We start from the raw sequence: 26,070 nt of genomic DNA on the forward strand, positions 1-26,070 counted from the left end.
TGCCTAGTAAAACGAATACCACGATCCAGGTGCAGGCGAGGTATATGATAGCACCTCACCTGCCCCTGAGACAACCACTTTATTTAGGAGCCGCCGCCAGAGAACTGGCTGAAGCGGAAGATCACGAACTCGGCGGGCTTCGTCGGGGCCAGACCGACCTCGATGATCAGCTTGCCCTGGTCGCGGGTCTCCGACGGGTTCAGCTCGGCGTCGCAGCGCACGTAGAACGCCTCCTGCGGCGAGAGGCCGAAGAGCATGCCATCGCGCCACACGGTGGTGAGGAACGCGCTGACATCGCGGCGGACGCGAGCCCACAGGCCGGGGTCGTTCGGCTCGAACACCACCCACTGGGTGCCGTTCTCGATCGACTTCTCGACGTAGTTGAACAGGCGGCGGACGCTGACGTAGCGCCAGGCCGGGTCGCTCGACAGGGTGCGGGCACCCCAGACGCGCACGCCGCGGCCCGTGAAGCTGCGGATGCAGTTCACGCCGATCGGGTTGAGCACATCCTGCTCGCCCTTGGTGATCTCGATGGCGGGGTTGAGCGCCATGCGGATGACCTCGTTGGCGGGGGCCTTGTGCACGCCGCGCTCGACGTCGTTGCGCGCCCACACGCCGGCCATGTGGCCGCTGGGCGGAACCGCAAGCGGCTTGCCGTCGGGGCCGTTCACCATCAGCCAGGGGTAGTACAGCGCGGCGAACTTCGAGTCGTAGTTGGTCTCCGACTCGCGCCACTTCTTGACCTCCTGCGGGGTCAGGTTGGGCAGCGGGTCGATGATGGCCATGCGGTCGCCCATGCGCTCGCAGTGAGCGATCATGGCCAGCTGCACCGCCTTCACGCCGTCGCGATCGATCGCGCCCGAGATGTACGCCGACATCAGGTCGGGGCAGCAGATCATCGTGGCGTCCTCGGCGATCTCCAGGCCTTCCAGGCCCGAGCGATCAACCACGTTGCCGATCAGGTGGTTGGTCTGCAGCGCGGTGGGGGCCGGGGCCGGGGCAGCCTTGATCAGGTAGTTGCCAGCCTCGGGCATGCGATCCACCAGCGAGCCGGTGCCGGTAGCCTCGGCGACCGCCACAACCTTGGATGCCTGGTTGATGGTGTCCGTCACCGGCTTGCCCTTGCGACCCAGGTTGACGTTCTCGTAGGTCTCCTCGATATCGCCAGCCTTGACGTGCACCGTGAAGGTGCCCTCGCCCGGGGCCTCGCCGGTAGGCGGAAGCACCTCGACCTGGATGTCGGGGGCGCTCGAGTCCTTGGCGCTGAAAGTCAGCGAGGGGGTGGCCTTCGACGAGCGGCTGGGCAGCTGCAGCTGGGCTGGCTTGGCATCGGCGGCGGAGCCAGCGCCGGGCGGGACCACGCGGGTCACGTAGCAGCGCGAGCCACCGTTCATGAAATAGCCGTAGACTGCATGCGAGAGAAATGCCCCCGGGATGTGCGGGTTGCGCAGACCACTCTCATCAAGTGCGCCGAACGTCTCGACGTACTGCGTCCAGTTGGTGATCAGCTGGGGCTTGTTGGCCGGGCCAGCGGGCGCGAAGCCTACGAAGGCCGCCATAGCTGTACCAACACCCTCGATCGGACGCGGACCAGTGTTAACCTCTTCAATGTAGACGCCGGGAGACAAGTACTCGGGCATGGAAGTGGCTCCTTACTAAGGCTCTTCAATAACCAGGTCGTAGGAAGCAGATGGTATAGACAGCGTCGCGGTCGAGGCAGTGCCATCGCGACGAGTGAGTGTCACAGTGTAGGTGCCCGGCATAAAGATGCGGAGGGCGTAGCGTCCCTGCTCATCGGTGATGCTGCTCTCGGCGGTGCCCACCAGATCGACCGTCACGCCCTCGGCGGGGGTGCCGTCGGCCATGCGCACGGTGCCGCCGATCCGGGTCGGCGATTCCTCCACAGCATTGTTATCGCGCTGGCTGGTGCGCACGCTGCTGCTCAGCACCACCGGCACATTGAACTCGATCTCCAGATCCATCGGCATGATCAGCTTCAGGATGACCGATGGACGCGGGGGCAGGTCGAAGCCGCCCCAAAGATCGATCGGGCGGGGCAGGCCCTCGGTGCCGCCGATATGGGTGCTGAAGGGTGTCTCCAGCGCGGCCAGCTGCTTGGGTAGAAGATCGGAGGGCAGCGGCGAGAAGCGCAGCAGCGTGGCCAGCGCCCGCCAGAGGATGGTATGCTCATCCTCAGTGCTGCTGGCGAATGCGCTCACTAGGTAGTAAAGATCGAAGTGGCGCGGCGGCACACGGAACTGCGCCTGGTTGCTGCCGCGCGACACCTGGGGCGCGCCCGAGCGCCTATCGGTGTTCTCCGACATCTCAAATAGAAACATGTTGATCGTTGGGCGCATGAGCGACTCAGACCACTCGCGCGTCGGGCGATCAAAGCGCACATCGATCTCGGCGGGGTTGATATTGCCCCGATCGTGTAGCAGCCGAAAGAAAGTTGTGTGAATGCCTGCGAGCATACATCTCTAACTAGCTAAAACGGATCATGCGAGGGCTTCTGGGGCAGCTTGGATTTGAGATTCTCCAGCTGCTGGTTGAGCCAGTTCTGGGCTGCATTGACTTTGGTGTCAACCGCCCCACCGATCGCATCGGTGGCGGCGTTGTAGCCCTTGGGCATATCCTGCGACACCTGCGGCATGTCCAGCAGCAGCGGCGAGGCCCAGTTCTTCACCGTGTGCCAGTTCGGCTCGAAGATGTTCTTCTCGGCGAACTCGCGCAGCGGGCCAGGGTGCTGGGCGGTACCGTGCCAGGCATCCAGCGTGAACCACTGCTTGCGGTCGCCCGACTTGAACTCGACGGCGGTGGGCATATAGTTGAAGATCTGCTCAACGCTGATCTGCGTGGCGCCGTTCTTCAGGGTCTCGTCGACCGCCTTCTGCGAGAGCTGGGCCGCGGTGGCCGCCGCCAGCACGCCCTCGACAATGCCGGGCTTGCTGGACTGGTTCAGCATCTCGTAGTCGCCGTAGATGTAGAACGACTCGTCGCCGCTCTGCTTCGAGCGCACCCGCAGGCCATCTTTGCAGAACATATCGTGCAGCGCTGCCGTGATCGACTGCACCGCACCGGTCTGCAGGAAGGTCAGGTAGTTCATGTAGGCCTGGTCTTGGCTGAGCCCATTGGCTGGGTCGGCCTGCACGCCCGACTTGTTCATGCGCTGCTGGCGGGTGGGCTGCTCCTCGGCGGTCTGCGGGTCTGCCGACTGCTGCTCGGCCCCAGGGCGGTGCGGCCCGGCGTAGGCCTGCGGCGCCGAGAGATTCGGCTGGTTGGCCTGGGTCATGGTCTTGACCTTGTTCCAGGCCCACGGCGTCGAGATTGTCGATTTCTCGCTCTCGAAGGTGCCATCCTCGCCGTGCTTGGCAAACTCGGCGGCGTTGCGCGCCTGGATGGCGCGGTTCTCGGCCTCGATCTCGGTGTTCTTGCGCTCGATCCAGTCCACATACCACTGCATGATCAGGGTCTTGTTGATCAGGTGGCCTGCGGCGAAGGAGTCCTGCAGGAAGTGATCGGCGTAGCCGTTGTTGATCCAGGCCAGGTTGGTCAGCTCTTTCTTCTTGGCGTCCGACTTCTCACCACGGGCCTGCAGCGCGATCGCGCGGGCCTCGTTGTGGAAGTGCCGCCAGCGATCCCAGCTGAACGGGGCGAAGTGGCAGGCGTTGCGGGCCAGCACTTCGGCATAGTGGTTGGTGCCCTCGCCCTCGGTCAGGGCGTTGATCTCGCGCACCTCTTGGATGCCCTTGGTGCTGACGCCGCCGACCGTTGGGAACCACTCTTTCCACTCGTTGGCGACCGCAGGCTCGTCCTTCAGCTCTTTCAGCTCTTTGATCCGGGCCTCGGTCTCGGGGTCGTAGCCGCTGAATGGCACCATGTTCCAGATCGGGTGATCTTCGGCATACTTGCGCTTCAGCTCGGCGATCTCGTTCTTGGCCACCTCGACCATCTTTTTCTCGATGTACTTGCTGGCCTCATAGCGGATGTGCTGGATGATCGGGCCGAGGAGATTCGCCTTGCCCTCGTCGATATCCTTGGGCGATCCGACATAGTCGGGCATCGCGTTTAGCTCGCCGTAGGTCACCCACAGCTTCTTGTCGGCCCCCACGGCCACCATGCGCTGGCCGTCGCCATCCTTCTCGGTGATCGCCTCGGGGCCGCGCTCGTGCCAGCTGCGCACGCGGCGCTGCTCGCCGCGCAGCACGTGCAGGCGGTGCTCGGCCTTGATGGATGTGTCGGCCACGCCCGCCAGCTCGCTGGGCTTCACTTGGCCCAGCAGCATGTGCTCTGCCGAGCCGTGGCGGCGGATGACACTGGGCGAGGCCCCCACGCTGATCGCCGCAGGCGAGCGCCGCAGGGTCTGCGCCGAAGCCGTGCTTGCGGGCGAGCGCCGCAGGATCTGCGAGGTGGGCGTGGGCGCGCAGGTGGGGCAGCCGCAGCCGTGCTGGTGGCCGCCGCTATGGCCGCCCGAGCAGCGCTGGATGGATGGGGCCGCGCTCGTCACCACCTTGCGCTGGATGTTACACGTGTCGCAGCCGCAGGCCGACTCGTGGCTGGCCGACGAGGGCTGGACGGTACGAGCGCCCACGTCGCTGGTCACCTGGCGCTGCACCGTGCATGTGTCGCAGCCACAGGCCGACTGGTGCGCGCCCACTGCGGGCTTGCGCGCCACCGCCGAGCCCTGCTGCACCACATGGGTCAGCTCGTGCGCCAGCAGGCGCTGGCCCTCGCTGCTGCCTGGCTGGTACTCGCCCTGGCGGAAGAAGATGTCGCTGCCGGTGGTGAAGGCCCGCGCGCTCAGGGTTTGGTTCAGCGCGTCGGCCTGGGGGTTGGTGTGCACCCGCACGCCGCTGAAATCTGCGCCAAACGCGCCGCCCATCTGCTCTTCCACCTGCGAGGGTAGGCTCTGGCCGCCGCCGCGCGCCTGCTGGATGGACTGCTCGGTGCTGGCGCTGACCGCATCCGACTCGGGGGCGGCGGCGCTAGGCGCGCCAGCCGAGGCCCGCTGGATCTCGACCGTGCCGCGGTTCATCACGGCATCGGCGGCGCGGTCGGCCTCGGCCTCGGCAGGGTCGTTCACCGCGCCCACCGTCAGCTTGGCCTGGATGGCCAGGTTGCCGATGCGGTGCGGCAGGGCCATAGGCTGCCCGCCCTGGGGGCCAAATGAACGTTGGGCCAGCATTTCCGGCGCATTCGCAGCCGGTGCGGGGTGTTCGAGTCGACGCTGGTTGCGGCTCATACGTATCCCTCTGCGAAACGAAGCAGGTGCGCTAGTTCGCGGTCTTGACAGTACCCGACGGCGATCCCCAACCCGATATTTCCGATTCGGTGAGCGGCTTCTCTAGTTTAGCATATTCTACGCGGGCCGCACGCAGAACATGAGGCATACGTATAGGTTCGCCAGCATCGGCGGCGATAAAGGCGGCGTTTAGCGCGATGGTGCGGATGTTGCCGCCGGCCACATTCAGGCGCGCCAGCTGCTCGAACACCAGCCCGTCGGTCGGAACCGTCTGCGGGAACATGCGCCGCCAGATCTCGGCTCGTTGGGATGCATCCGGGAAAGGAAACTGGGTAACGAAGCGGATGCGGCGCAGGAAGGCGTTATCGATCGCGTGCTTAAGGTTGGTGGTCAGGATGACCAGCCCGCGATACGTCTCCATGCGCTGCAGCAGATAGCCGACCTCGATGTTGGCGTAGCGGTCGTGGCTGTCTTTCACCTCGCTGCGTTTGCCAAAGATCGCATCGGCCTCGTCGAACAGCAGCAGCGCGCCGCTCTCTTCGGCGGCGTCGAAGATCCGCCGCAGGTTCTTCTCGGTCTCGCCGATATACTTGCTCACCACGCCCGACAGATCGATGCGGTACAGGTCGAGATCCAGCGCGTTGGCCAGCGCCTCGGCGGCAGTAGTTTTGCCGGTGCCGCTCGGCCCGGCGAACAGCGCGCTGATGCCCAGACCGCGCGCCTGCGCGCCGCCCATGCCCCAGTGCTCGTACACCTTCACGCGCTGGCGCACGTGCGCGGCGATGTCCTGGATCACGCTGCGCTGCTGATCGGGCAGCACCAGATCTTCCAGCGTAAACGTTGGGGTGATACGCTGGGCCAGATCATCTAGCCGCTCACGGGCCTGCACGCGGCAGGCGCGCCACACCGACTGAGTGATGCTCTGCACCGTCGACGAGCCATTGTTGCTCGCGATCGTCTCGGAGCTGATCTGAGTGATCATATTGGCGCTCAGGTTGAACTGGGCGCTCAGCTGCTCGATCATCGGCTCCAGCGGCAGGTGCAGGGGCGCGAGCTCTTGGTGCCAGAGCGTGCGCTGCTCCTTGGGCAGCGGGCGCTCGACCTCGATCACAATATGCGAGCGGCGCAGCGGGCGGCGCTCGCGGGTGGCCAGGAAGGTCAGGCCATCGGCCTGCTCGGCAAAGCGGTGGGCGGCGCGCTGCTGCTCCTCGCTCATATGGTCGATATCATCGAACTCGATCAGCAGGGCCGATCCGGTCAGCAGCGCATCGCGCCGCCAGAGCGTGGCCAGCATCTCGACATCGTTTGGCGCGGCGGGCAGGTAGGTTGTCGAGATCGCGTAGAGCGTCAGCCCCAGGTCGGCGGCGGCCTGCGCGGCGATATGCCGGGCCGCGTGAAAGCCAACGCCTGTCAGCTGCACCAGCGGGATGCGGCCCTTGTGGTGCTGCCGCCAGTGGCCGCTGATCTTGGTGGCGATCTCGGCGTGCGAGGGCACCAGGAAATCGCTGGGCGCGACTGGCTCGATCAGCCGCAGCAGCCGCTCGTCGAGCATAGGCATGCCGGTAAGCGTGTGCAGCACCGGCTCGCTGATGCGCAGCGGGCTGCTGGTGAGCGCCGCACCCGAGCCAAGCTCGACCAGCCGCCAGCGCCGCAGCGGGCGCGTGGGCGAGATAGCATCCCAGTGGGCGTTGGGCATGGCGGCCAGCGCCAGGCCAAAGGTGGGCGACAGGTTGGCCGGGTTGCCCTGGGCCTCGGCCACCAGCGCGGCGAAGCTGCCATCCAGCTCGACCCCGGCGCACATCAGCAGCAGGTCGCGCTCGAACGAGGTGAGGCCAAACAGGCGGCACAGCGTCAGCAGCATCGACTCGGCGGGCGATTTTGGCTCGGGGGGAAGCTCGGCGGCGTCGATATGGCTGCGCAGCACGCCGCGCACATGCTCGATCGACACCATGAGATGCTGCTGGTTGGCCAGCTCCCAGGGGGAATGCTGCACGCTCATTTCGCGTACTCCTCGCGCGGGGACGCTGCGGCAGAGATGCGGTAGGCAATGGATGGGCGGCCACGGGCCTGCAGCGACGACCAGATGCGCGAGGCTTCTTCGGGGCTGAGAATCTGCGGCGTGATGCTCAGGCGCTTGATCTGGGCCACCGGCGAGTCTTCACCCAACATGGTGGAGGGCAAAAACCCATAGCCACGGGCCGATAGCGCCTCCAGGGCCACCAGGATCGACTGCTGGTCGATCACCGCGCTGGCGAACGACTGGATAACACAGCCAAGCAACATTTCATGCTGAAGATCACCACTGCCATAGGCGGTGATGAGATAGTGGAGGTCAAACGGCAGCACGCTGCGCCGCAGCGATAGGCTGGGCGTCAGGCTATAGAGGTAGATATTGACCTGGGGTCGTTCGTCGGCACCCGTGGTAATGCGATCCGGCGGTAACGCAGATACCACCACATCGGCCCCCAGATACGCCCCTATATTCTCTTGCACAAGCCAGTTTTCGATCTGGCTCTTAAGGACCGCAGAAACAATAGCGATCGTGAATGCGCTTAACACTGCCAGGTCCTTCTATGCACTACCTGGGCGACCATGGTGACAACTGACCGACACTATGAAGGTGCGTTACGAGATGTTTACCTTTGGAGAACACCGTCTGAACAGCCCAAAGGTTACCATAGAAAAAAGGACAATGCAATTGCCTTGCGACCACGAAATTATCACAATTTATACATCTTGATTGCAATTTCGTTGCGATTCCTCATCAATCGACAAAAATACGGTTAGGCATAAAACAGCCTTTATCCCGGTCATATTGGGGTAAACCCCAAACCACCACTAAAAAATAGTAAAAAAGAGGGTATCGAGATAACATTCTCTTAACCATAGGAACTGGTTACCCACCAGCCATTATTTACCGCATCGCGAGCGCTCCTGAGGAGAAAAACGATAGGCATTCGTACGGCCCAGTCTGCGCTCTAGGCAAAGCAACGCCCCGGGAAGGGCTCCCAGGGCGTTAGATCATCATTTCCGCGCCTAGCGGCGTACTGCAAGTAGCTGTATTAAGCGGGCTTAACCTGCTTGCTAGCGCTGAAATTGCATGACCTGACGAATTGTGTCACGCAGCGCCTCGTTCGTAATCCGCGATTTCACCAAGAATGCGGCAACCGCATACGATGGATCCAGCAACTCGTCGCTATCGCCTGCGGCAAACACCACCACCGGCACTGGCGTCAGCTGCAGCTCGTGGATGAAGCGTAGCACGCGCTCGCCCGAGCCATCGGGCAGGCTCAGATCCAGCAGGACCAGATCGAAGCGATAGCGCAGCAGCAGACCGCAGGCCTCGGAGACACTAGTGGCGGTGCGCACCTGGGCCACATCCTGGAATAGTACATCGACAATCTGGCGGATGTCCGGATCGTCTTCCACGTGCAGGATCCAAGGCTGCTCGGCATCGTTCTGCTGCGCTGGCTGGGCGATCGCCTGCAGCAGGGTCGACGGATCGAAGGCCAGCGCGGTGGCATCGGGGGCAGCAGCGTATGGGGCATCCATAATAATCGGCATGTGGCGCGTACGCTGGCTATCGCGCAGCTCGCTCATCCATGCGCGTCCCTCATCGGTGTCCACATCGATCTTCAGTCGCACCGCATCGTAGAGGTAGCGGGCCTGCAGCAGCCGCGCCTCGCCGATCGTACGCACGTGGTCGATATGGTAGGAGCCGGGCAAGGCAGCCGCGCCCGGCTGCGCCAATGTGGGCGAGGGATCGCACACCAGCAGCCGGGCAGGCAGGCGCTGCCGCGCCGCAGCCGGATCAGCAGGCTGCATCCGCAGATCGACGAAGAACACTGTGCCCACATCTGGAACGCTCTCGAAGCCGATGCTGCCGCCCAGCTGCTCGACTATCGCCTTCGAGATGCTCAGCCCCAGCCCCGAGCCACCCTTCTGCCGCGTGCTCGACGAGTCGGCCTGGGCAAAACGCTGAAAAATGCTGCTGCGGAAATGAGCCGGGATGCCGGGGCCACTATCGGCTACTGCCACCCGCATCGTGCTGTCATGGCGGCTGAGCGTGATGGTGATCGGCAGGCCGCGCGGCGAAAATTTGGCCGCATTCGAGATCAGGTTGGTGAAGACCTGGATGATCCGGTCAGGATCGATATAGACCAGGGCATCCTCATCCAGATCGCCCTCTAGCTCGACCCAAGTGCCATACTGCTGGGTATAGGGCTGGTTGGCATCGATCGTCTGGCGGATCAGCGGCAGGATGGGCAGGGGCTGGATGGCGAAGCTCATGCGCCCCGATGCGATCTTCTCAATATCGAGGATGTCGTTAATCAGGCGCACGAGCCGATCGCTGTTATTGGTGGCGATGTCGATCATGGCCTGGGCCTGGGGCGGAAGCTCGCCAGCTAGGCCGCCAACCAGCAGGCCCAAGGCCCCGCGGATGGATGTAAGCGGCGTGCGCAGCTCGTGGCTCACCAGCGCCACAAAGTCGTTCTTCATCTGCTCAAGCTCTTTGCGGTAGGTGATATCGTTCTGGATGACGATAAACTTGGTCAAGACCCCGCGCGAGTCGAAGATCGGGGTGATGTTGACCATCGCCCAGAACGGCGTGCCATCGCGGCGGTAGAGCAGGATCTCCTCCAGCACCGGCGAGCCAGCCCGCAGCGCCGCTATCATGTGCGGCCCAGTCTGGGCATCGGAATCGGCACCATGGAGCAGTTCAATAGGCCGACGCCCCCGGATATCGTCTAGGGTGTAGCCGGTAAGTCGGTAGAAGGCCTCGTTGCACCACTCAACCGCCCCCAGGTTGTCGCAGATCAAGATGCCCGACTCGGCCTTGCTGGCCACCAGCGAGAGCTGCTGCAGCTCGGCCTCGGTGCGGCGGCGCTCGGTGATATCGCTAAACGACGCGACCACCCCGTAGGGGGCGGGGTCGCCAGGGCGAAACAAGGGGTACGCGTTCATCAAGATCCAGATCCGATCGCGCCCAGGCGGCGCTAGCCCCATCACCACATCAGTACACGCGCGGCCAGTGGTAAGCGCAACCAGCGCAGGTCGGTCCTCCATGGGAAACGGGCGCTCATCCACATCGTACATTGCCCACGTATGCTTCAGGCTATTTTTCCCCAGCAACTGCTCTTGGGGGATACCTAAAATCCGCTCGGTGCTCTGGTTACATGTGAGGATCTCACCCAGGTTGTCATGGACTAAAATACCCTCGTGCAGCGAGTTGATCACGGTGCGGTAAAGCGCCTCGCTCTCGCGCAGCTTGGCCTCGGCGCGCTTGCGCGCGGTAATATCCTGGTGGGCGATCACCACCCGCCGCCGATCGGCATCGGTGAAGGCGGAGATCCGCGCGCTATACCAGCGCATCTCGCCCGCGTAGGGGTAGGCGTACTCGTGCGTAAAAAACCGCTCCTCGCCCGCCAGGATGCTATGGATGCCGGTGGCAATCGCCATCGCCGCAGTGGCGTACTCGGGGGGCGCGCCCGCCCACAGCGAGAAGTAGCTGCGCCCCAGGCCCACATCTATCACCTGCGGAGCCATGGAGCGCCACGAGGCCTGCGCGGCGGTGTTCATGGCGATGATCACGCCCTGCTCGTTAAGGATGATCACCTCATCGGTAATAGCATCGAGGGCCAGCTGCAAGAAGTGCTCGGAGCGCTGGATATGATCGGCCAGCATGCTGTAGGCGCGGGACTGGTGGTACAGCGTTATCTCCGACACCAGCGCGGCGGCAAGATCATCGAGCAGCGCAAGATCGCCGTCGGCCCAGGTGCGGGGCTGGGCGCTGCACACCGCTATTGCGCCGATGGTGGGCTGATCGACGGTGCGCAGCGCAAGCGCGGCGATGGAGCGCGGCAGCGCGGGAAGCGGCTCGGGGTAGACGGCAAGCAGGGGATCTTGGCCGGTGCCATCGAGCAGCAGGGGCGAGTGGCTGCGTGCCGCCTGTCGGCAGATCCAGCCGACGAAGGCCTGCTCGCTGGGCAGCAGCGGCTGGCCCTGCACTGGGTAGTCCAACAGCGTATCGCTGTTGGTGAAGAAGATAGAGCACGCCGCACCGCCCAGCGCGCGATCGGCGATCCGGGCGGTGCGTTCGCAGATCTGGCGAAGCGCGGCGCTGATATGAGCTGGTGGGTCGTATGTATTGGGAGACAGATAGGTGCTCATGCACGCCTCGCATATCCTTATAGCTGCAGCCTATGCACAACGTGGGCATAGGCGCTCTGCTAGGTAGGGTACGCAGTTTGTCGCGCGCTCGCTATTTCAAGTTTGTTACAGTTACGGTGCAATTTATAGCAAGATAGAGAGGTCACTATGCGGCTCCAGGCCTACCTTGACCGGATCGGGTACAGCGGCCCGCGCCAGCCCACGCGCGAGGTGCTGCACGCCATCCACCGCGCGCACTTGCTGGCCATCCCCTACGAGAATCTGTATATCCACCAGGGCCGCAGCCTGCCGCTCGATGAGGGGTTCTTTTTCCGCAAGCTGGTGGAGGAGGGGCGAGGCGGCTGGTGCTACGAGATGAATGGGCTGCTGGCATGGGCGCTACGCGAGCTGGGCTTCCAGGTACGCCTGATCGCGAGCGCGGTGAACCGTGAGCGGCTGGGCGAGCGCGCCGAGGGCAACCATATGCTGCTGCTGGTCCAGCTCGATCGGCCCTACATGGTCGATGTGGGCTTCGGCAATGGGATCATCGAGCCGCTGCCGCTGGAAGAAGGGCAGTACCAGCAGGGCTTCCTGAGCTATGGGCTGCGGCGCGAGGGCGAGCGCTGGTTTTTCCAGAACCAGCCCTATGGCGGGCCAGGGTTCGACTTCACGCTCCAGCCACGTGAGCTGGGCGACTTCGCCGCGCCCTGCCACGATCTGCAGACCGCGCCAGACTCGGGGCAGCGGCGCACCGCCTGCTGCATCCGCTTCACGGGCCACGGCATCACAACGCTGCGCGGGGCGACCCTGGCCGATCTCACCGCCGATGGCGAGTCCACCCATGTGATCGAGAGCGGGGCCGAGTACGCCCAGGTGCTGCGCGCGCGCTTCGGGCTGGCCATGCCCGAGGCGGCGGCGCTGTGGCCGAAGGTGTGGCAGGCACACCAAGAGTGGCAGGCTGCGCTCGCCGAGGCCCAGCCGCAGCTGTGAGATCATCGCTCGATGCACACAAAAGCCGCCCGCGCCGATCGACGCTGATCGGCGCGGGCGGCTGATTTTCATGCTGATCGCAGCGATGGCGGGCGACGCTGGCCGCCTTACCCCGCGTGGGGAAGCGCTACTTGGCCAACGCGGCGGCGACGGCATCCACCACCTTGTCGGCGGCGACTGGGCCACCGAGGGTGCTCCACACCGCGCCATCCATCGGCACCACGTGACCGTTCTTCACAGCCTTGAGCTGCTGGAACAGAGGCGAGTCCATGGCGCTCTTCATGGCATCCACATCCTCGCCCGCAGGGCTGAGCGTGCCGATGAACATCCAATCGCCGTCGATCTCGCCGATCTTCTCCAGGCTGAGCGGGGCCGAGTGGGCGTGGCCCTCCACGCGCTGGTTGGCCGGGCGCACCAAGCCCAGATCGGCCAGCACCGCGCTGGCAAACTGGTCCTTGTCCATAAAGCTGGGGCCGTTAGGATTCCAGCGCACGATGCTGACCTCGGCACCGGCGTTCGCACCGAGCTTAGCCTTCACATCCGCCACCTTCTTGGCGTAGGCATCCAGGGCCTGCTGGGCCTGGGCCTCACGCCCAGTGATGGTGGCAATACGCTGCAGATGCTGCTGCCATGTCTCGCCGTACACGGTGGTGATCACCGTAGGGGCGATGGCGCGCAGCTGCTTGAGCGCGTCGCCGTGGTACTCCTCGGTCATGTCGCCCGCCAGGATGAGGTCGGGCTTGAGCTTGGCCACCGACTCGATGTTGGGACGCATCATGTCGCCCACCACCTCGATCCCGGCCACCTGGTCGGCCAGGTAGGCGGGTGGGGCGGTCTGGCCCTGGCCGTTGGTGATACCCACGGGCTTGACGCCCAGCGTCAGGAGGACATCGAGCGCCTCCTGGGTGACGACGACGATCCGCTGGGGGTCGGCAGGCACCTCAAGGCTTGCGCCATTGGCGTCGGTGATCACCTTGGTCGCGCCGATGGCGGCCTGGGTGGTCTCGGCGGGGGCGGCGGTCGGGGCGGGCGCGACCGTGGCGACCTCGGTCGGGGCCGTGGTGGCGGCGGGGGCCGCCGTGGCCGCAGGCTCGGTCGGGGCGGGGGCTGCCGTGGCGGCGGGGGCGGTGGGCGCGGCGGTGGGGGCCGCCGACTGGCACGCGGCCAGCGCAAGCGCGGCCAGCGCGGCCACGATCAGCGAGGGGCGTTTGAGCATCTGAAAAGCTCCTTCAGGCATGCAAAACACACAGCAAGGTAGGCCCAGGCGCAGAGCAGGGGCCAGAGACAGAGCGCGGACAGGGATTAGCTTTTGCATCAGTCGGCGGTTAGCATAGGCTAATACCTACAATTTGTCAAGTTATAACTGTCAAAATAGATTCAACTTCTTGCAGCACATGCACTGTCGCTTCACCACCAATAATGAGCCTGTATGCTATCAGCGCTGGTAGCCCATACCTAGAACACGTTTATCGCTATCATTTAAAGACATCGGATAATACCCAAGCTTGGGTGTTTTATATCCGATGTTCTAAAAAATGCTATGCTAGGATCTTAACAAATGATACATTTCAAATAGGCCTGGGATCAGTGTTTTCCTAAAGGATGGCGCGCCTTCCGGAGTGAACACGCAGGGCTTTCGCATCTGGCATGAAACACCTTTCCTTTAGCGGAGGTTTTCCGATACACGCTTTCTTTCGTTCCTTTCCCCGTTCTTGGACTGCCGGGATACTGACGGGTTTATACACATTCGGCTCCTTTTTGATCGTCACACATGAACAGGACACCTGTTCCCAGAATTTTGTCGACGACTTTCGCTTCTGTGGTTTTGGTACCGCGCTTATACTTCCTTTAATCTCGGTAGATGCGCCGTTATCTATCAAGCTGGGCATGCTTTTGATCCAGTCGTTCTTCATATACTTGGTGCTTGTGGGAATCGCAACCATAGCGCGCCAGAGACGGCAAATTTGATGGATGGCTCGCTTCCGGCGTAAACGCACATGGTGTTACTTTTAGCATCTGCGCTGGGCCTGTTTCCCAACCACGATAGCGGTTTCTCGTGGTTGGTGGGTTACCCCCTTCGAAAACCCCAATTTGAGGCCTTCCAACGACGTCTCCTGGCAGCTAGTGTTCGTGCATATGGCCATAAAAACCTCAGCGGCACCTTCGCCGCATGGGCTGGTAGATATGGTTGGTGCTACGCCCTTCTTGTTCATATCCCGGCACGCCGGATCATACTATCTGCCGCATCCAGAGTCCCTGCTCGAAAAAGTGACACGATGTGAGGCTCTACGCCCTCACGCGACAGATTGCGCTCACGGCTTCGTGCCTTCGTGTCCTCGTGGTATTCGTTCCCTTAGTGTCCTGGTGGTAAGACCATGCCGCCGAGCGAGAGCCACACAAGCTCTGGCCGCGCGACCGCGCAGCATTGCCGAAGGCCGGTATCCATGCTATACTGCGCACCTATCAAGTGAAGAGCGCTCATCACGAGGGGTGGAGGGATCGGCCCGGCGAAACCCCGGCAACCACCAGCCGCACGGCGCACGCGCCGCAGGCTGTGTATGGTGCCAATTCCGACAGCACGAGCTGGGAGATGAGGTGGATACTGAAGTCTAGCCCTCACGCCCTGTGCGTGGGGGCTTTTTGCAGCCTGTGGATGCGCTGAACAGCAGGACACCACGATGGATCTCAGCCAGCAGCTTCGGATCTGGGCCGAGCAGCTTTCCGCCATCGCCCGCGAGGGCGCGCAGGCCGCCGGCGGCGAGGCCGGCCACGCCCGCCGCTACGCCAGCGTGGCCCAGGTGGCCCAGGCCATCGCCACCGCCCAGGCCCACGAGGCCCTGGCGGCGGCCCGCATCCCCGGCCAGGGCGGCTCGCCGGATGTGTGCGCCAGCGGGGCGATCTTCAACCGGCAGGGCGAGATCCTGCTGGTGCAGCGGCGCGAGGATGCGCTGTGGGCCCTGCCCGGCGGCCTGATCGCCCTGGGCGAGACGCCCGCCGAGGGCCTGTGCCGCCAGATCTGGGAGGAGACCGGGATCGTGGCGCGCCCGCTGCTGCTGGTGGGCATCTACGACTCGCGGCGGCTGGCCATGCAGGCCCCGCGCCAGAGCTTCCAGATCGTGTTCCTCTGCCAGCCAGCCGAGGCCGAGTCGCAGGCGGTGGTGATCGACGAGACCCTGGCGGCGCGCTACTTCGCGACCGACCAGCTGCCGCCGCTCGCGCCCGGCCAGGCCACCGGCATCGGCGACGCCGCCCGCGCGTGGGAGGGGCAACGGGTAGAGGCTGCGTTTTTGTGATCGGACACGCCCCGCCGCCACCTGGCGCGGCGGGTAGGCCTTGCATCATTCATAGGGGTTCTACAGGAATGCGCAACACAAAGCCCACCTACCTGGAGGCGCTCAAAGAGCGCGTGCTGATCTTCGACGGCGCGATGGGGACAAGCATCGACACCTTCAACCTGACCGCCGAGGACTATGGCGGCGAGCGCACCAACGGCAACCGCGACTACCTGGTGATCACGCGGCCCGATGTGATCGGCCAGATCCATAGCTGGTTCATGGAGGCCGGGGTGGATGTGCTGGAGACCTGCACCTTCCAGTCCACCCGGCTGCGCCTAGAGGAGTGGGGCCTGGGCGAGCGAACCCACGAGCTGAACGTGGCCGCCGCCAAGCTGGCCCGCTCGGTGGCCGACCGCTACGAGGCGCTGGATGGCCGACCGCGCTATGTGGCTGGCTCCATGGGCCCCACCGGCAAGCTGCCCTCATCCGACGACCCCGCGCTCTCGGACATCACCTTCGAGCAGCTCTCCGAGATCTTCCGCGAGCAGGCGGTGGGCCTGATCACCGGCGGCGCGGATGTATTGTTGGTGGAGACCAGCGTAGACATCCTGGAGGTGAAGGCCGCGCTGGACGGCATCCGCCGCGCCAAGCAGGAGACCAAGGCCGACCACGTGGCCGTGCAGGCCCAGGTGTTCCTCGACCTCTCCGGGCGCATGCTGCTGGGCACCGAGGTGCCCGCCATGATCGCCACGCTGGAGGCCATGCCGGTGGATGTGATCGGCCTGAACTGCTCGACCGGCCCCGAGCACATGCGCGCCGCGATCGAGTACCTGACCAGCCACTCGCGCCTGCCGATCTCGTGCATCCCCAACGCGGGCCTGCCGATCGAGGTGGATGGCGAGACCGTCTACCCCATGGACCCCGACTCGTTCTCGCGCATCCTTGGCGAGTTCGTGAGCGAGTACGGCGTGAGCGTGGTGGGCGGCTGCTGCGGCACGCGCCCGCCCCACCTAGCCAAGCTGCGCGAGGTGGTTGGCTACGACCGCGCGCCCACACCGCGCCAGATCGAGTACATCCCCAGCCTCTCCTCCGGCATCAAGGCATCGGCGCTGCACCAGGACATCACGCTCACCCTGATCGGCGAGCGCGTGAACACGCTCGGCTCGCGCAAGGTCAAGCGGCTGCTGCTGAAGGATGACTACGACGGCGTGGCCGAGGTGGCCCGCGAGCAGGTGGACAGCGGCGCACACATGCTGGATGTGTGCGTGGCCATGACCGAGCGCCCCGACGAGAAGGAGCAGATGGTCACGCTGCTGAAGAAGCTGACCATGAACGTGGAGCTGCCGCTGGTGATCGACACCACCGAGCACGACGTGCTGGAGGCCGCACTGGCCATGTACCCAGGCCGCGCCCTAGTCAACTCGGTGTCGCTGGAGGGCGGGCGCGGCGCGAAGATCGACAAGGTGCTGCCGCTGGTGGCCCGCTACGGCGCTGCCACCATCACCATGACGATCGACGAGGAGGGCATGGCCCACAGCGCCGAGCGCAAGCTGGCCGTGGCCAAGCGCATCGCCCAGATCGCCCAGGATGAGTACGGTGTGCCCCACGAGGCGCTGGTCTACGACGTGCTGACCTTCCCGATCACCACCGGCCAGGAGGAGCTGCGCCGCGCCGCGATCGAGACGATCGAGGGCATCCGGCTGGTCAAGCGCGAGATCCCGGGCTGCTTCACCACGCTGGGCGTCTCGAACCTGTCGTTCGGCGTCGCGCCGCACGCCCGCGCCGCGCTCAACTCGGTGTTCCTCAAGCACGCGGTGGACGCAGGCCTGGACACCGCGATCATCAACCCGGCCCACATAACGCCCTACGCCGAGGTGCCCCAGGAGCAGCGCGAGATCTGCGAGGATCTGATCTTCAACCGCCGCGAGGACGCACTGGCCCGCTTCATCGGCTTCTTCGAGAACGTGAGCGCCGAGGAGGGTGACGAGAAGGCCGACCCAACGGCGGGCATGGGCGCCGCCGAGCGCCTGCACTGGAAGGTGGTGCACCGCAAGAAGGACGGCGTGGAGGCCGACATCGACACGCTGCTGGCCGAGGGCCTGACTGCAGCAGGCTACCGCACCGACAACCCCGCCGTAGCCGTGAAGGACGAGGCGACCGAGTCCTCGCCGCGCGGCGTGGTGGCGGTGGGCGTGCTGAACAGCGTGCTGCTGCCCGCGATGAAGGAGGTGGGCGATCTGTTTGGCTCGGGCCAGCTCATCCTGCCCTTCGTGCTGCAGAGCGCCGAGGTGATGAAGAAGGCCGTGGCCTACCTAGAGCAGTTCCTCGACAAGCTGGAGGGCAGCACCAAGGGCAAGGTGGTGCTGGCCACCGTCTACGGCGACGTGCACGACATCGGCAAGAACCTGGTGAACACCATCCTCTCGAACAACGGCTACACCGTCTACGACCTGGGCAAGCAGGTGCCGATCAACACGATCATCGAGAAGGCGGTGGAGGTGCAGGCCGACGCCATCGGCCTCTCGGCGCTGCTGGTCTCCACATCCAAGCAGATGCCGCTGGCCGTGCAGGAGCTGCACAAGCGCGGGCTGTCGTTCCCGGTGCTGGTGGGCGGCGCGGCGATCAACAAGCAGTACGGCCAGCGCATCTCGTTCATCGGCGAGGAGGAGCCGTACGAGGCGGGCGTGTTCTACTGCCGCGATGCCTTCGAGGGCCTGGAGACCATGGACAAGCTCTCCGACCCGGCGTTCCGCAGCGACTTCGTCGAGCAGACCCTGCGCGACGCCGAGCTGTCGCTGCGCGAGAAGCAGCGCGGGCGCATGGCCCTGGCCGACCTAGGCAAGGCCTCGCAGGAGGGCGAGCAAGTGCGCTCCGCCGCGCGCCGCGACAACCTCGTGCCCACACCGCCGTTCTGGGGCACCCAGGTGGCCACCCGCATCAAGCTACAGGATGTGGTGGACTGCCTGGACCGCAACGCGCTCTACCGCCTGCAGTGGGGCGCAAAGAACGCCAAAGGCCCCGAGTGGGAGAAGCTGAAGGCCGAGTTCGACGCGAAGGTGCGCGAGCTGGTGCGCGAGGCCGAGCGCGACGGCTGGCTAGAGCCGAAGGTGGTCTACGGCTACTTCCCGGTGCAGAGCCAGGGCAACGAGCTGATCGTCTACGACCCGGCCACCGTGGTGGGGTCGGAGGCTAAGGCGGGCACCACCCCGCGCGAGTTGACCCGCTTCGCCTTCCCACGCCAGCCCGAGCGCGAGCGGCTGTGCCTGGCCGACTACTTCCGCAGTGTGGAGGAGGGCGTCTACGATGTGGCGGCCTTCCAGATCGTGACGATGGGCCGCACGGTGGATGACCTGACCGAGCGGCTGCAGCAGGAGGGCGACTACACCCGCAGCTACTACATCCACGGCCTGAGCGTGTCGCTGGCCGAGGCGCTGGCCGAGCTGACCAACCGGATCATCCGGCAGGGCCTGGGCCTGCGCGGCGAGCAGGGCAAGCGCTACTCGTGGGGCTACCCGGCCTGCCCCGACCTGGATGAGCACGCCAAGCTGTTCTCCATCCTGCCCGCCGAGCGGATCGATGTGGAGCTGACCGAGGCCTTCCAGCTCATCCCCGAGCAGTCGACGGCGGCGATCGTGGTGCACCACCCCGAGGCGAAGTACTTTGCGATCGGGTCGGTGGGCGAGCGAGCAGCCCGCGATGTGGCCGATGTGGCGGCCAGCAGCTAGGCTGGCACACGGCCCCGGCCCTGCGGCGCTGCTGCGGGGCCGGGGCTTTTTTGTGGCGGGCGTCTTGTCCGCTCCCCTTCGCGCCTCCCCGCCTTCGTGGCTGGTCGGCCTGACCGTAGGCAATGCTTGCAGCGTTGCCCGGTCGGGCCGACCCCTTGCGGCCTCGATCATGGCGGCTCCTCGTTGGTGTTTGGTGCGTGCCCTGCGCGGGCGGCGGCTAGGGGCCTGCCCCTAGCAACCCCGCCATGGGGCGATGCCCCCTTGGAACCCCAATTTGAGGCGTTCCTATGCTGCTCACTGGCTGCTGGCATTCGTGCATATGGCCATCAAAACATCACCGGCACCTTCGCCGCATGGGCCGGGTGGGTAGGGCTGGCTCCGCCCAATTCTTCTAAGATGCTCGCGCCCCTTCACATCTTCGCGCCTTCGCAGTTCAAGAATCTTGGTGCCTTGGTGTCTTGGTGGTAAATGGTTTCCTTCCCCTTCGTGTCTCCGAGCCTTCGTGGTAGAGGGTTCTCCCCATCCTATTGGGCTAGATGGCTCATCCTTTTGGAGTACCCATACCCCGCCATTTGACGGATGCCGCGACTCGTGGTATTCTCCCGCAACCTTGCAACCCGGCTGTTGCGAGGGCATCCACGACAGATAATGAACCCATGGAGGTTGCATGGAGCGACCGCGCGCGGTACCTGATCGACGCGCCCACGTTCGGCGCGTTCACCCTCAGCCCACGTATCGGCTGAACAAATCTCTTGCCCTCTCGCTGCTCTTCGTCCTCGCACTGCTTCCCTTCTTCCCCTCCGTTGCCCACGCTGCGCCGGTGCTCTGGCTCCCCACGCCAGTTGGCGAGCGCTGGAAGATCTTGCAGGGCTATGGCTGCGGCAGCCACAATAGCTGGGACCGCTACGCCCTCGATCTGGTGAGCGAGGAGGGCCGCACCCGTGGCGCGCCGGTGCGCGCCGCCGCCGCTGGCACGGTGTTCGTGTGGGAGGGCGGCAGCGGCACGCTGATCATCGATCACGGCGGCGGCTTCTACACCCAGTACACCCATATGTCCAAGGCGCTGGTGCGCCCAGGGGCCAGCGTGCGCCAGGGCGATGAGATCGGCAAGGCGGGCGACCGAGGCTCACCCGGCACGCCGCACCTGCACTTCCACGCCTTCACGGCCACGGGCGCGTGGGCCAAGAACCGCCAGACCGTGCCGCTGAGCTTCGCCGAGGGCTACGACCTGCCCGACATCGGCGGGTGCAGCCAGCACCAGGGCAAGGAGCTAGTGGCCAGCGGCGAGGCCGCCAAGCCCGGCACGATCAGCTTCAGCAGCGACGCCCAGCCCAACCGCTGGTACCGCGACGATATGAAGATCGCCTTCCAGGGCGACGCGCTGGATGCGGGCTTCCGCGTGGGCTGGGATGCCGAGCCAAACGGCGATCAGCCCGAGCACACCGACAGCCCGGGCGGCGAGGCGCAGCTGGCATCGAGCGGCGAGGGCCTGCACACGCTGTATGTGCGCGGCTGGGATGAGCGCGGCCAGCAGGTGGTGGCGAGCTTCGGGCCGGTGGGCTTCGACCGCACCGCGCCAGCGCCAGGAGCGCCGGTGGAGAGCCAGACGGTGGCGGCCAGCGCCGAGGGCGCGGTGGTGCGCTGGGGCGCGGCCAGCGATGGCGGCTCGGGCGTGGCGGGCTACCGCATCTACCTAGGGCCAGATCCGGCTGGCACATCCGAGTGGTACGTCACCGCGCCCGAGGCCGAGGCCCCCGCGCTCGCGCCGGGCAGCTACACGCTGCGCATCCAGGCCCTCGACGCCGCCGATAACGCATCCGACTGGGTGACGGTGGGCACGGTGGTGGCGCAGTAGCCCCATGCCAGCGGCCAGCCCAGGGCGGGCTGGCCGCTGGTGCGGGTTTGTGGCCCGTCCACCTCGCGTGTCAGCCATTCCCCCGCGTGTGTCAAGAGCGTCCCCGCCTATGTCGCAGCTTTCCCCCACAGCGGGCGGATGCCCGCCCCTACAGCAATGATTGCATCGTGCGCACACCCAAGCGCTGAAGGCGGCCCCCTTGGAACCCCAATGTTGGGCGTTCCCGTGCTGAAAACTGGCTGCTGGTGTTCGTGCATAGAGCCATCCAAACACAAGCGACACCCTCGCCGCATGGGCCAGGGCTGACCCCGCCCCATTTTATACAATCTTTTATTCCCCTTCGCGCCTCCGCACCTTCGTGGTATTTGTGCTCTTCGCCCCCTTCGTGTCTTGGTGGTAAAGAAACTTCGTGTCTTCGCGTCTTCGTGGTAAACGGCTCCCCGCTCGCAGCGGGCATTTTTGCCGCGCGCGGGGCGGCGTGCTACCATGGGCTGTTCGTTTGGACTGAGGAAACATCCATGAGACGCATTTTTGCCTTCTGCATCGGCCTGGTGGTGGGGTGGCGGCTGTGGGATGCGCTGGGGCTGAACGCGGAAGTGCCCGCCACGCCCGCCGAACCGCCCAAGGCCACGCCCGCCGAACCGCCCAAAGCCGCGCCCGCCGAGCCGCAGCCGCAGGGCTACTGCACACGCTGCAAGGCCCAGCGCGCCATCCGCGACCCACACCCCGACAGCGCCAAGGACGGGCGGCCCATGCTGCGCGGCACATGCGCCACCTGCGGTGCGAAGATCGCCCGCTTCATCAAGGCCGACGAGCCTAGCGCGTCGTGAGCTATGCTACAATCGTCTGGCCGCCAGCTCTTGGCGGCATCGCTTCAGGACTGTGAGGGCATCGTCATGCAGAGTGATCTTGACCGGCTGATGGCAGAGCGCAATATCGATGCGTTGGTGGTGGAGGGGCCAGATGGCCTCGGCAGCGCAAACCCAGCCTACAACTACTTTGTCAAGGGTGAGCATATCACGGGCTTCGTCCTGAAAAAGCGTGGCGAGCCAGCCATGCTGGTGCACAGCGCCTGGGAGAAGCTGCAGGCCGAGAAGACCGGCCTGGTGCTGGTGGATAAAGACCGCTGGAACATGCGCGAGATCCAGGCCAAGGCCAGCAGCCGCCTGGAGGCCGTGGTCGAGTACCGGCGGCAGATCTTCACCGATCTGGGCATCGGCGGGCGCGTGGGCCTGTACGGCACCGTGAACGCCGGGCAGAGCTTCGCCACCTGGAGCCTGCTGGCGCAGGTGATCCCAGGCCTGGAGATCGTGGCCGAGTTCGAGAAGGATGTGATCTCGCAGGCGCGGCTCACCAAATCACCCGAGGAGGTGGAGCTGATGCGCGAGGTGGGCCGACGCGCCTGCGCGGTGATGCAGAGCGTGGTGGACTACATCCAGACCGGCCACGCCCAGGATGGCGGCGTGGTGGATGCGCAGGGCCAGCCGATCACCATCGGCATGGTGCGCTCGTACATGCGGCGCGAGATGGCCGCGCAGGGCATCGAGGATCCCGAGAACACCATCTTCGCCCAGGGCCACGACAGCGCGCTGCCGCACGCCACTGGCGACGACGCGGCGCAGCTGCGGCTGGGCCAGGCGATCGTGTTCGACTTCTTCCCGCGACAGATCGGCGGCGGCTACTTCCACGACATGACGCGCACCTTCGCCATCGGCTACGCGCCGCCCGAGCTGCAGGAGCTGTACGACACGGTGAAGGGCTCGTTCGACCTAGTGATGAGCGAGTTCGAGGTGGGCGCGCCCACCAAGCCCTACCAGGACATGGTCTGCAAGTATTTCGAGGATCGCGGCCACCCGACTATCGGCAGCCAGTACCCGATCGAGGAGGGCTACATCCACTCGCTGGGCCACGGCATCGGGCTAGAGGTCCACGAGGACTTTGGCTTCCCCTCGCTACAGGATCGCGGCGACGTGATCGGGCCAGGCGTGGTGTTCACAGTCGAGCCAGGGCTGTACTACCCGGGCCGCGACATGGGCGTGCGCCTAGAGGATACGGTGTACTGCCGCCCCGACGGCACGTTCGAGAGCCTCACGCCCTTCCCCATGGAGCTTGTCATCCCCATGAAGTAGGCGCGACGTGCGCGGGGCGGGCCATACCCGCCCCGCCGCGCCCCAAGGAGCTTGACGATGAAGGTCTACCTCATCCGCCACGCCGAGAGCGAGGAGAACGCGCTCGACCTGCGCTCGCGGGTGAGCCGCGCCGACTTCCAGGCCGTGCTGGAGCGCTCGTTCCACTCGCCGCTGACCGCGCGCGGCACCCAGCAGGTGCAGGCCACCATCCAGCGCCTAGCCGACGCCAAGATCGAGCGGCTCTACACCAGCCCCATGCTGCGGGCCGCCACCACCGCCAGCATCCTGGGCCAGGCGCTGGGCCTCGCCCCTGTGGTGGTGGACGACCTACGCGAGATCATGCCCACCGTTCGCAGCGGGCCGGGCAAGGTAGCCTCGCTACGCCGCCACTGGATCGGCTCGTACACCAAGATGCTCTGGCCCTTCAGCCGCCACGAGACCTGGGCCAGCGCCTACCGGCGCAGCCGCCGCGCCTGGCAGGCCATCACCGCCGAGCCAGCCCAGGAGGTGGCGGCGGTGGCGCACTACGGCACGATCAGCATGCTGCTGCTAGCCCTGCAGCGCAGCGGGCGCTGGCGTGTGGTGCAGCGCGACCGCTCGAACGGCGGCATCTCGATCGTGGCGGCGCGCTAGGCCCCGCCCGGCACCCGCGTATTTCGTCACCAAGCTGTCATGCTGCCACTTGTCATCCGCAGCAGTTCGCGGTACACTAGGCCAGGTACCCGATTACCCAGCGCCACAAAGAACATATGAGTGAAGCAACTCTTACGGCCCCCCGTGCCGACCTTACGCAATCGCTCCGCGAGGAGGCGTTTCTGACCCTGCTGCGCAATGTCGCGGTGGTCGCAGGAATCTTGCTGGTGAGCGGCGTGCTGATGGCCAGCACCAACACGCGGTCGCTCCCGATCACCATCCCCTGCGGCGGCGCGCTGCTGGGCACATGCTGGCTGGCCAACGTGCTGCGCAAGCGCGAGTGGTACCACTGGGCGGTGGGCTTCACGCTGGGCGGCATGGTGCTGGCCATCGTGCTGACGCTGCTCTACCACCCCCTGGAGACCAACCCCTTCATCTTCTTCACGCCGCTGATCGTTGTGGCATCCGGCCTGCTGCTGCGGCCCTCGTTTGGGTTTGTGGTGGCCACCGGCGCGCTGGGCATGGTGGCGCTGGCCGCCCTGATGATGGGCGACGGCTGGGAGGTGCTGGGGTTCCACTTTCTGCTGGCCACGACGCTGGCCTACATGAGCGCACTAGTGGGGTGGCGCATGGCGGTGGCCTTCTTGGCTGCGGTCGACTGGGCCATGGACAGCTACCTGAAGGTCGAGCGCCGCGAGGCCCAGCTGTTCGAGAGCGAGAAGCGGCTGCAGCGCGCCCTGCTGGAAAAGGACTTCCTCAACAGCCAGATCCTCCAGTCCAACCAGGAGCTTGAGCGCGCGCGCGCCGCCGCCGAGGATGCCAACCGGCTGAAGTCGCAGTTTGTGGCCAATATGTCGCACGAGCTGCGCACGCCGCTGAACGCGATCATCGGCTTCTCGTACATCCTGGGCCAGCAGCTCAAGGGGCCGCTGAACGAGGATCAGCTCGACTACCTCAAGCGCATCTACGACTCGGGCGAGCACCTGATGCGGCTGCTCAACGACATCCTCGACAACGCCAAGCTGGAGGCGGGCCGGATCGAGCTGCGCTGCGAGCCGCTGCTGATGGACGCGATCATCCACGAGACCATGATGACCGCCACCAGCCTGCTGCGCGACCGCCCGGTGGAGCTGCGCCAGGCCATCCAGCCCGATCTGCCGCCGATCTTCGGCGACCGCCTGCGCATCGCGCAGATTCTGCTCAACCTGCTCTCGAACGCCATCAAGTTCACCGAGCACGGTTCTATCACCCTCCGCGCCTTCACCATCCCTGCATCCGAGCTGCCCGCGCTCATCCCCAGCACCCAGGAGGCCGAGGCCCAGTGGTATGTTGTCGTTGAGGTGATCGACACTGGCATCGGCATCGCCAGCGAGCACCTCAACCTGATCTTTGAAGAGTACCGGCAGGCCGATGCGACGCTCTCGCGGCGCTACGGCGGCACCGGCCTCGGCCTGCCGATCAGCCGTCGGCTGGTCGAGCTGCACGGCGGCCAGCTCACCGTGGCGAGCACTGCTGGCGAAGGCTCGACGTTCCGCTTCAGCCTGCCAGTTGCCACGACGGTGCAGCTGCAGACTGTGGCTCTTGAGCAGGAAGTGTAGGATACCATGACCGTTCAGCCCGTTGAGGAAGCCTATATCATCCTGGTGGAGGATGACCCGAACTCGTACCTAATCGCCGAGGAGCTGCTGAAGCACGCTGGCTTCAAGAACGTGTACCACCGCAGCAGCGGGGCCAAGCTGATCGCGCTGGTCGATGCGCTGCCCAAGGTCGATCTGGTGCTGCTCGACATCGGCCTGCCGGGCGAGAGCGGCTTCACGATCATCCAGAAGCTGCGCGCCCACCCCAAGACCGCCGGGACGCATATCGCCGCCGTGACGGCCAACATCATGCACGAGACGAGGCTGCGCGCCAAGGACGCGGGGTTCAACAGCTTTATCAGCAAGCCCATCCGGCCCGACAAGATCACCGATCAGGTGCGGGCCATGCTGGAGGGCCGCACCTTCTGGTGGTAGGCGCGGCGCGCTGGCGACGCAAAGGCGGCGGGAGAGGTAGCGCCTCTCCCGCCGCCTTT

16 protein-coding genes and 1 riboswitch are annotated in these 26,070 nt (G+C 65.3%); of the genes, 9 read left to right on the forward strand and 7 right to left on the reverse strand.

The window, feature by feature from the left end; all coding sequences use genetic code 11:
* Window positions 1-83: 83 nt before the first annotated feature.
* The 6 genes from F8S13_07020 to F8S13_07045 form a co-directional block, all read right to left on the reverse strand.
* On the reverse strand, window positions 84-1,640 hold the full coding sequence (locus tag F8S13_07020; GenBank protein ID KAB8144614.1) for a phage tail sheath family protein: 1,557 nt from the start codon (window positions 1,638-1,640) through the stop codon (window positions 84-86).
* A 15-nt stretch (window positions 1,641-1,655) separates the two neighbouring features.
* Window positions 1,656-2,474 (reverse strand): DUF4255 domain-containing protein, encoded by an 819-nt coding sequence (locus F8S13_07025; GenBank protein KAB8144615.1) that lies wholly within the window; start codon window positions 2,472-2,474, stop codon window positions 1,656-1,658.
* Between the two features lie 14 nt (window positions 2,475-2,488).
* Window positions 2,489-5,242 carry a DUF4157 domain-containing protein gene (locus tag F8S13_07030; protein ID KAB8144616.1) on the reverse strand — a complete coding sequence of 918 codons (2,754 nt, stop codon included), beginning with the start codon at window positions 5,240-5,242 and terminating at the stop codon, window positions 2,489-2,491.
* A 31-nt stretch (window positions 5,243-5,273) separates the two neighbouring features.
* On the reverse strand, window positions 5,274-7,241 hold the full coding sequence (locus F8S13_07035; protein KAB8144617.1) for an ATP-binding protein: 1,968 nt from the start codon (window positions 7,239-7,241) through the stop codon (window positions 5,274-5,276).
* Complete coding sequence (locus F8S13_07040) at window positions 7,238-7,801, reverse strand: DUF4255 domain-containing protein (GenBank protein KAB8144618.1); 564 nt, start codon at window positions 7,799-7,801, stop codon at window positions 7,238-7,240. Before F8S13_07040 ends, F8S13_07035 begins: the two co-directional genes overlap by 4 nt.
* Window positions 7,802-8,326: 525 nt before the next feature.
* Window positions 8,327-11,413 (reverse strand): PAS domain S-box protein, encoded by a 3,087-nt coding sequence (locus tag F8S13_07045; protein KAB8144619.1) that lies wholly within the window; start codon window positions 11,411-11,413, stop codon window positions 8,327-8,329.
* A gap of 147 nt (window positions 11,414-11,560) precedes the next feature.
* On the opposite strand from F8S13_07045, the gene F8S13_07050 reads away from it, so the two are divergent.
* Window positions 11,561-12,382 (forward strand): arylamine N-acetyltransferase, encoded by an 822-nt coding sequence (locus F8S13_07050; protein KAB8144620.1) that lies wholly within the window; start codon window positions 11,561-11,563, stop codon window positions 12,380-12,382.
* 127 nt (window positions 12,383-12,509) lie between these two features.
* On the opposite strand, the gene F8S13_07055 is transcribed toward F8S13_07050, so the two are convergent.
* Window positions 12,510-13,598 (reverse strand): iron-siderophore ABC transporter substrate-binding protein, encoded by a 1,089-nt coding sequence (locus F8S13_07055; protein ID KAB8144621.1) that lies wholly within the window; start codon window positions 13,596-13,598, stop codon window positions 12,510-12,512.
* Window positions 13,599-14,857: 1,259 nt separating this feature from the next.
* A riboswitch (SAM riboswitch) is annotated at window positions 14,858-14,979 on the forward strand.
* Between the two features lie 81 nt (window positions 14,980-15,060).
* On the opposite strand from F8S13_07055, the gene F8S13_07060 reads away from it, so the two are divergent.
* From F8S13_07060 to F8S13_07095, 8 genes are all read left to right on the forward strand, one after another.
* Window positions 15,061-15,675, forward strand: coding sequence for an NUDIX domain-containing protein (locus tag F8S13_07060; protein ID KAB8144622.1), 615 nt, complete (start codon window positions 15,061-15,063; stop codon window positions 15,673-15,675).
* Window positions 15,676-15,743: 68 nt separating this feature from the next.
* A complete protein-coding gene (gene metH, locus F8S13_07065) occupies window positions 15,744-19,382 on the forward strand; it encodes a methionine synthase (protein ID KAB8144623.1) in 3,639 nt (1,212 codons plus the stop codon).
* A gap of 667 nt (window positions 19,383-20,049) precedes the next feature.
* Window positions 20,050-21,237: a peptidoglycan DD-metalloendopeptidase family protein gene (locus F8S13_07070; GenBank protein ID KAB8144624.1), complete on the forward strand. Its 1,188-nt coding sequence runs from the start codon at window positions 20,050-20,052 to the stop codon at window positions 21,235-21,237.
* Window positions 21,238-21,755: 518 nt separating this feature from the next.
* The gene (locus tag F8S13_07075; protein ID KAB8144625.1) at window positions 21,756-22,067 is read left to right on the forward strand and encodes a hypothetical protein; all 312 of its coding nucleotides are present in this window, start codon (window positions 21,756-21,758) and stop codon (window positions 22,065-22,067) included.
* Between the two features lie 66 nt (window positions 22,068-22,133).
* The gene (locus F8S13_07080; GenBank protein ID KAB8144626.1) at window positions 22,134-23,366 is read left to right on the forward strand and encodes an aminopeptidase P family protein; all 1,233 of its coding nucleotides are present in this window, start codon (window positions 22,134-22,136) and stop codon (window positions 23,364-23,366) included.
* A 57-nt stretch (window positions 23,367-23,423) separates the two neighbouring features.
* A complete protein-coding gene (locus F8S13_07085; protein KAB8144627.1) occupies window positions 23,424-23,999 on the forward strand; it encodes a histidine phosphatase family protein in 576 nt (191 codons plus the stop codon).
* 116 nt (window positions 24,000-24,115) lie between these two features.
* A complete protein-coding gene (locus tag F8S13_07090) occupies window positions 24,116-25,597 on the forward strand; it encodes a two-component sensor histidine kinase (protein KAB8144628.1) in 1,482 nt (493 codons plus the stop codon).
* Between the two features lie 6 nt (window positions 25,598-25,603).
* A complete protein-coding gene (locus F8S13_07095) occupies window positions 25,604-26,011 on the forward strand; it encodes a response regulator (protein ID KAB8144629.1) in 408 nt (135 codons plus the stop codon).
* Window positions 26,012-26,070: the final 59 nt, after the last annotated feature.

The sequence above is a fragment of the Chloroflexia bacterium SDU3-3 genome (assembly GCA_009268125.1).
In the GTDB taxonomy this organism is placed as follows: Bacteria; Chloroflexota; Chloroflexia; order Chloroflexales; family Roseiflexaceae; genus SDU3-3.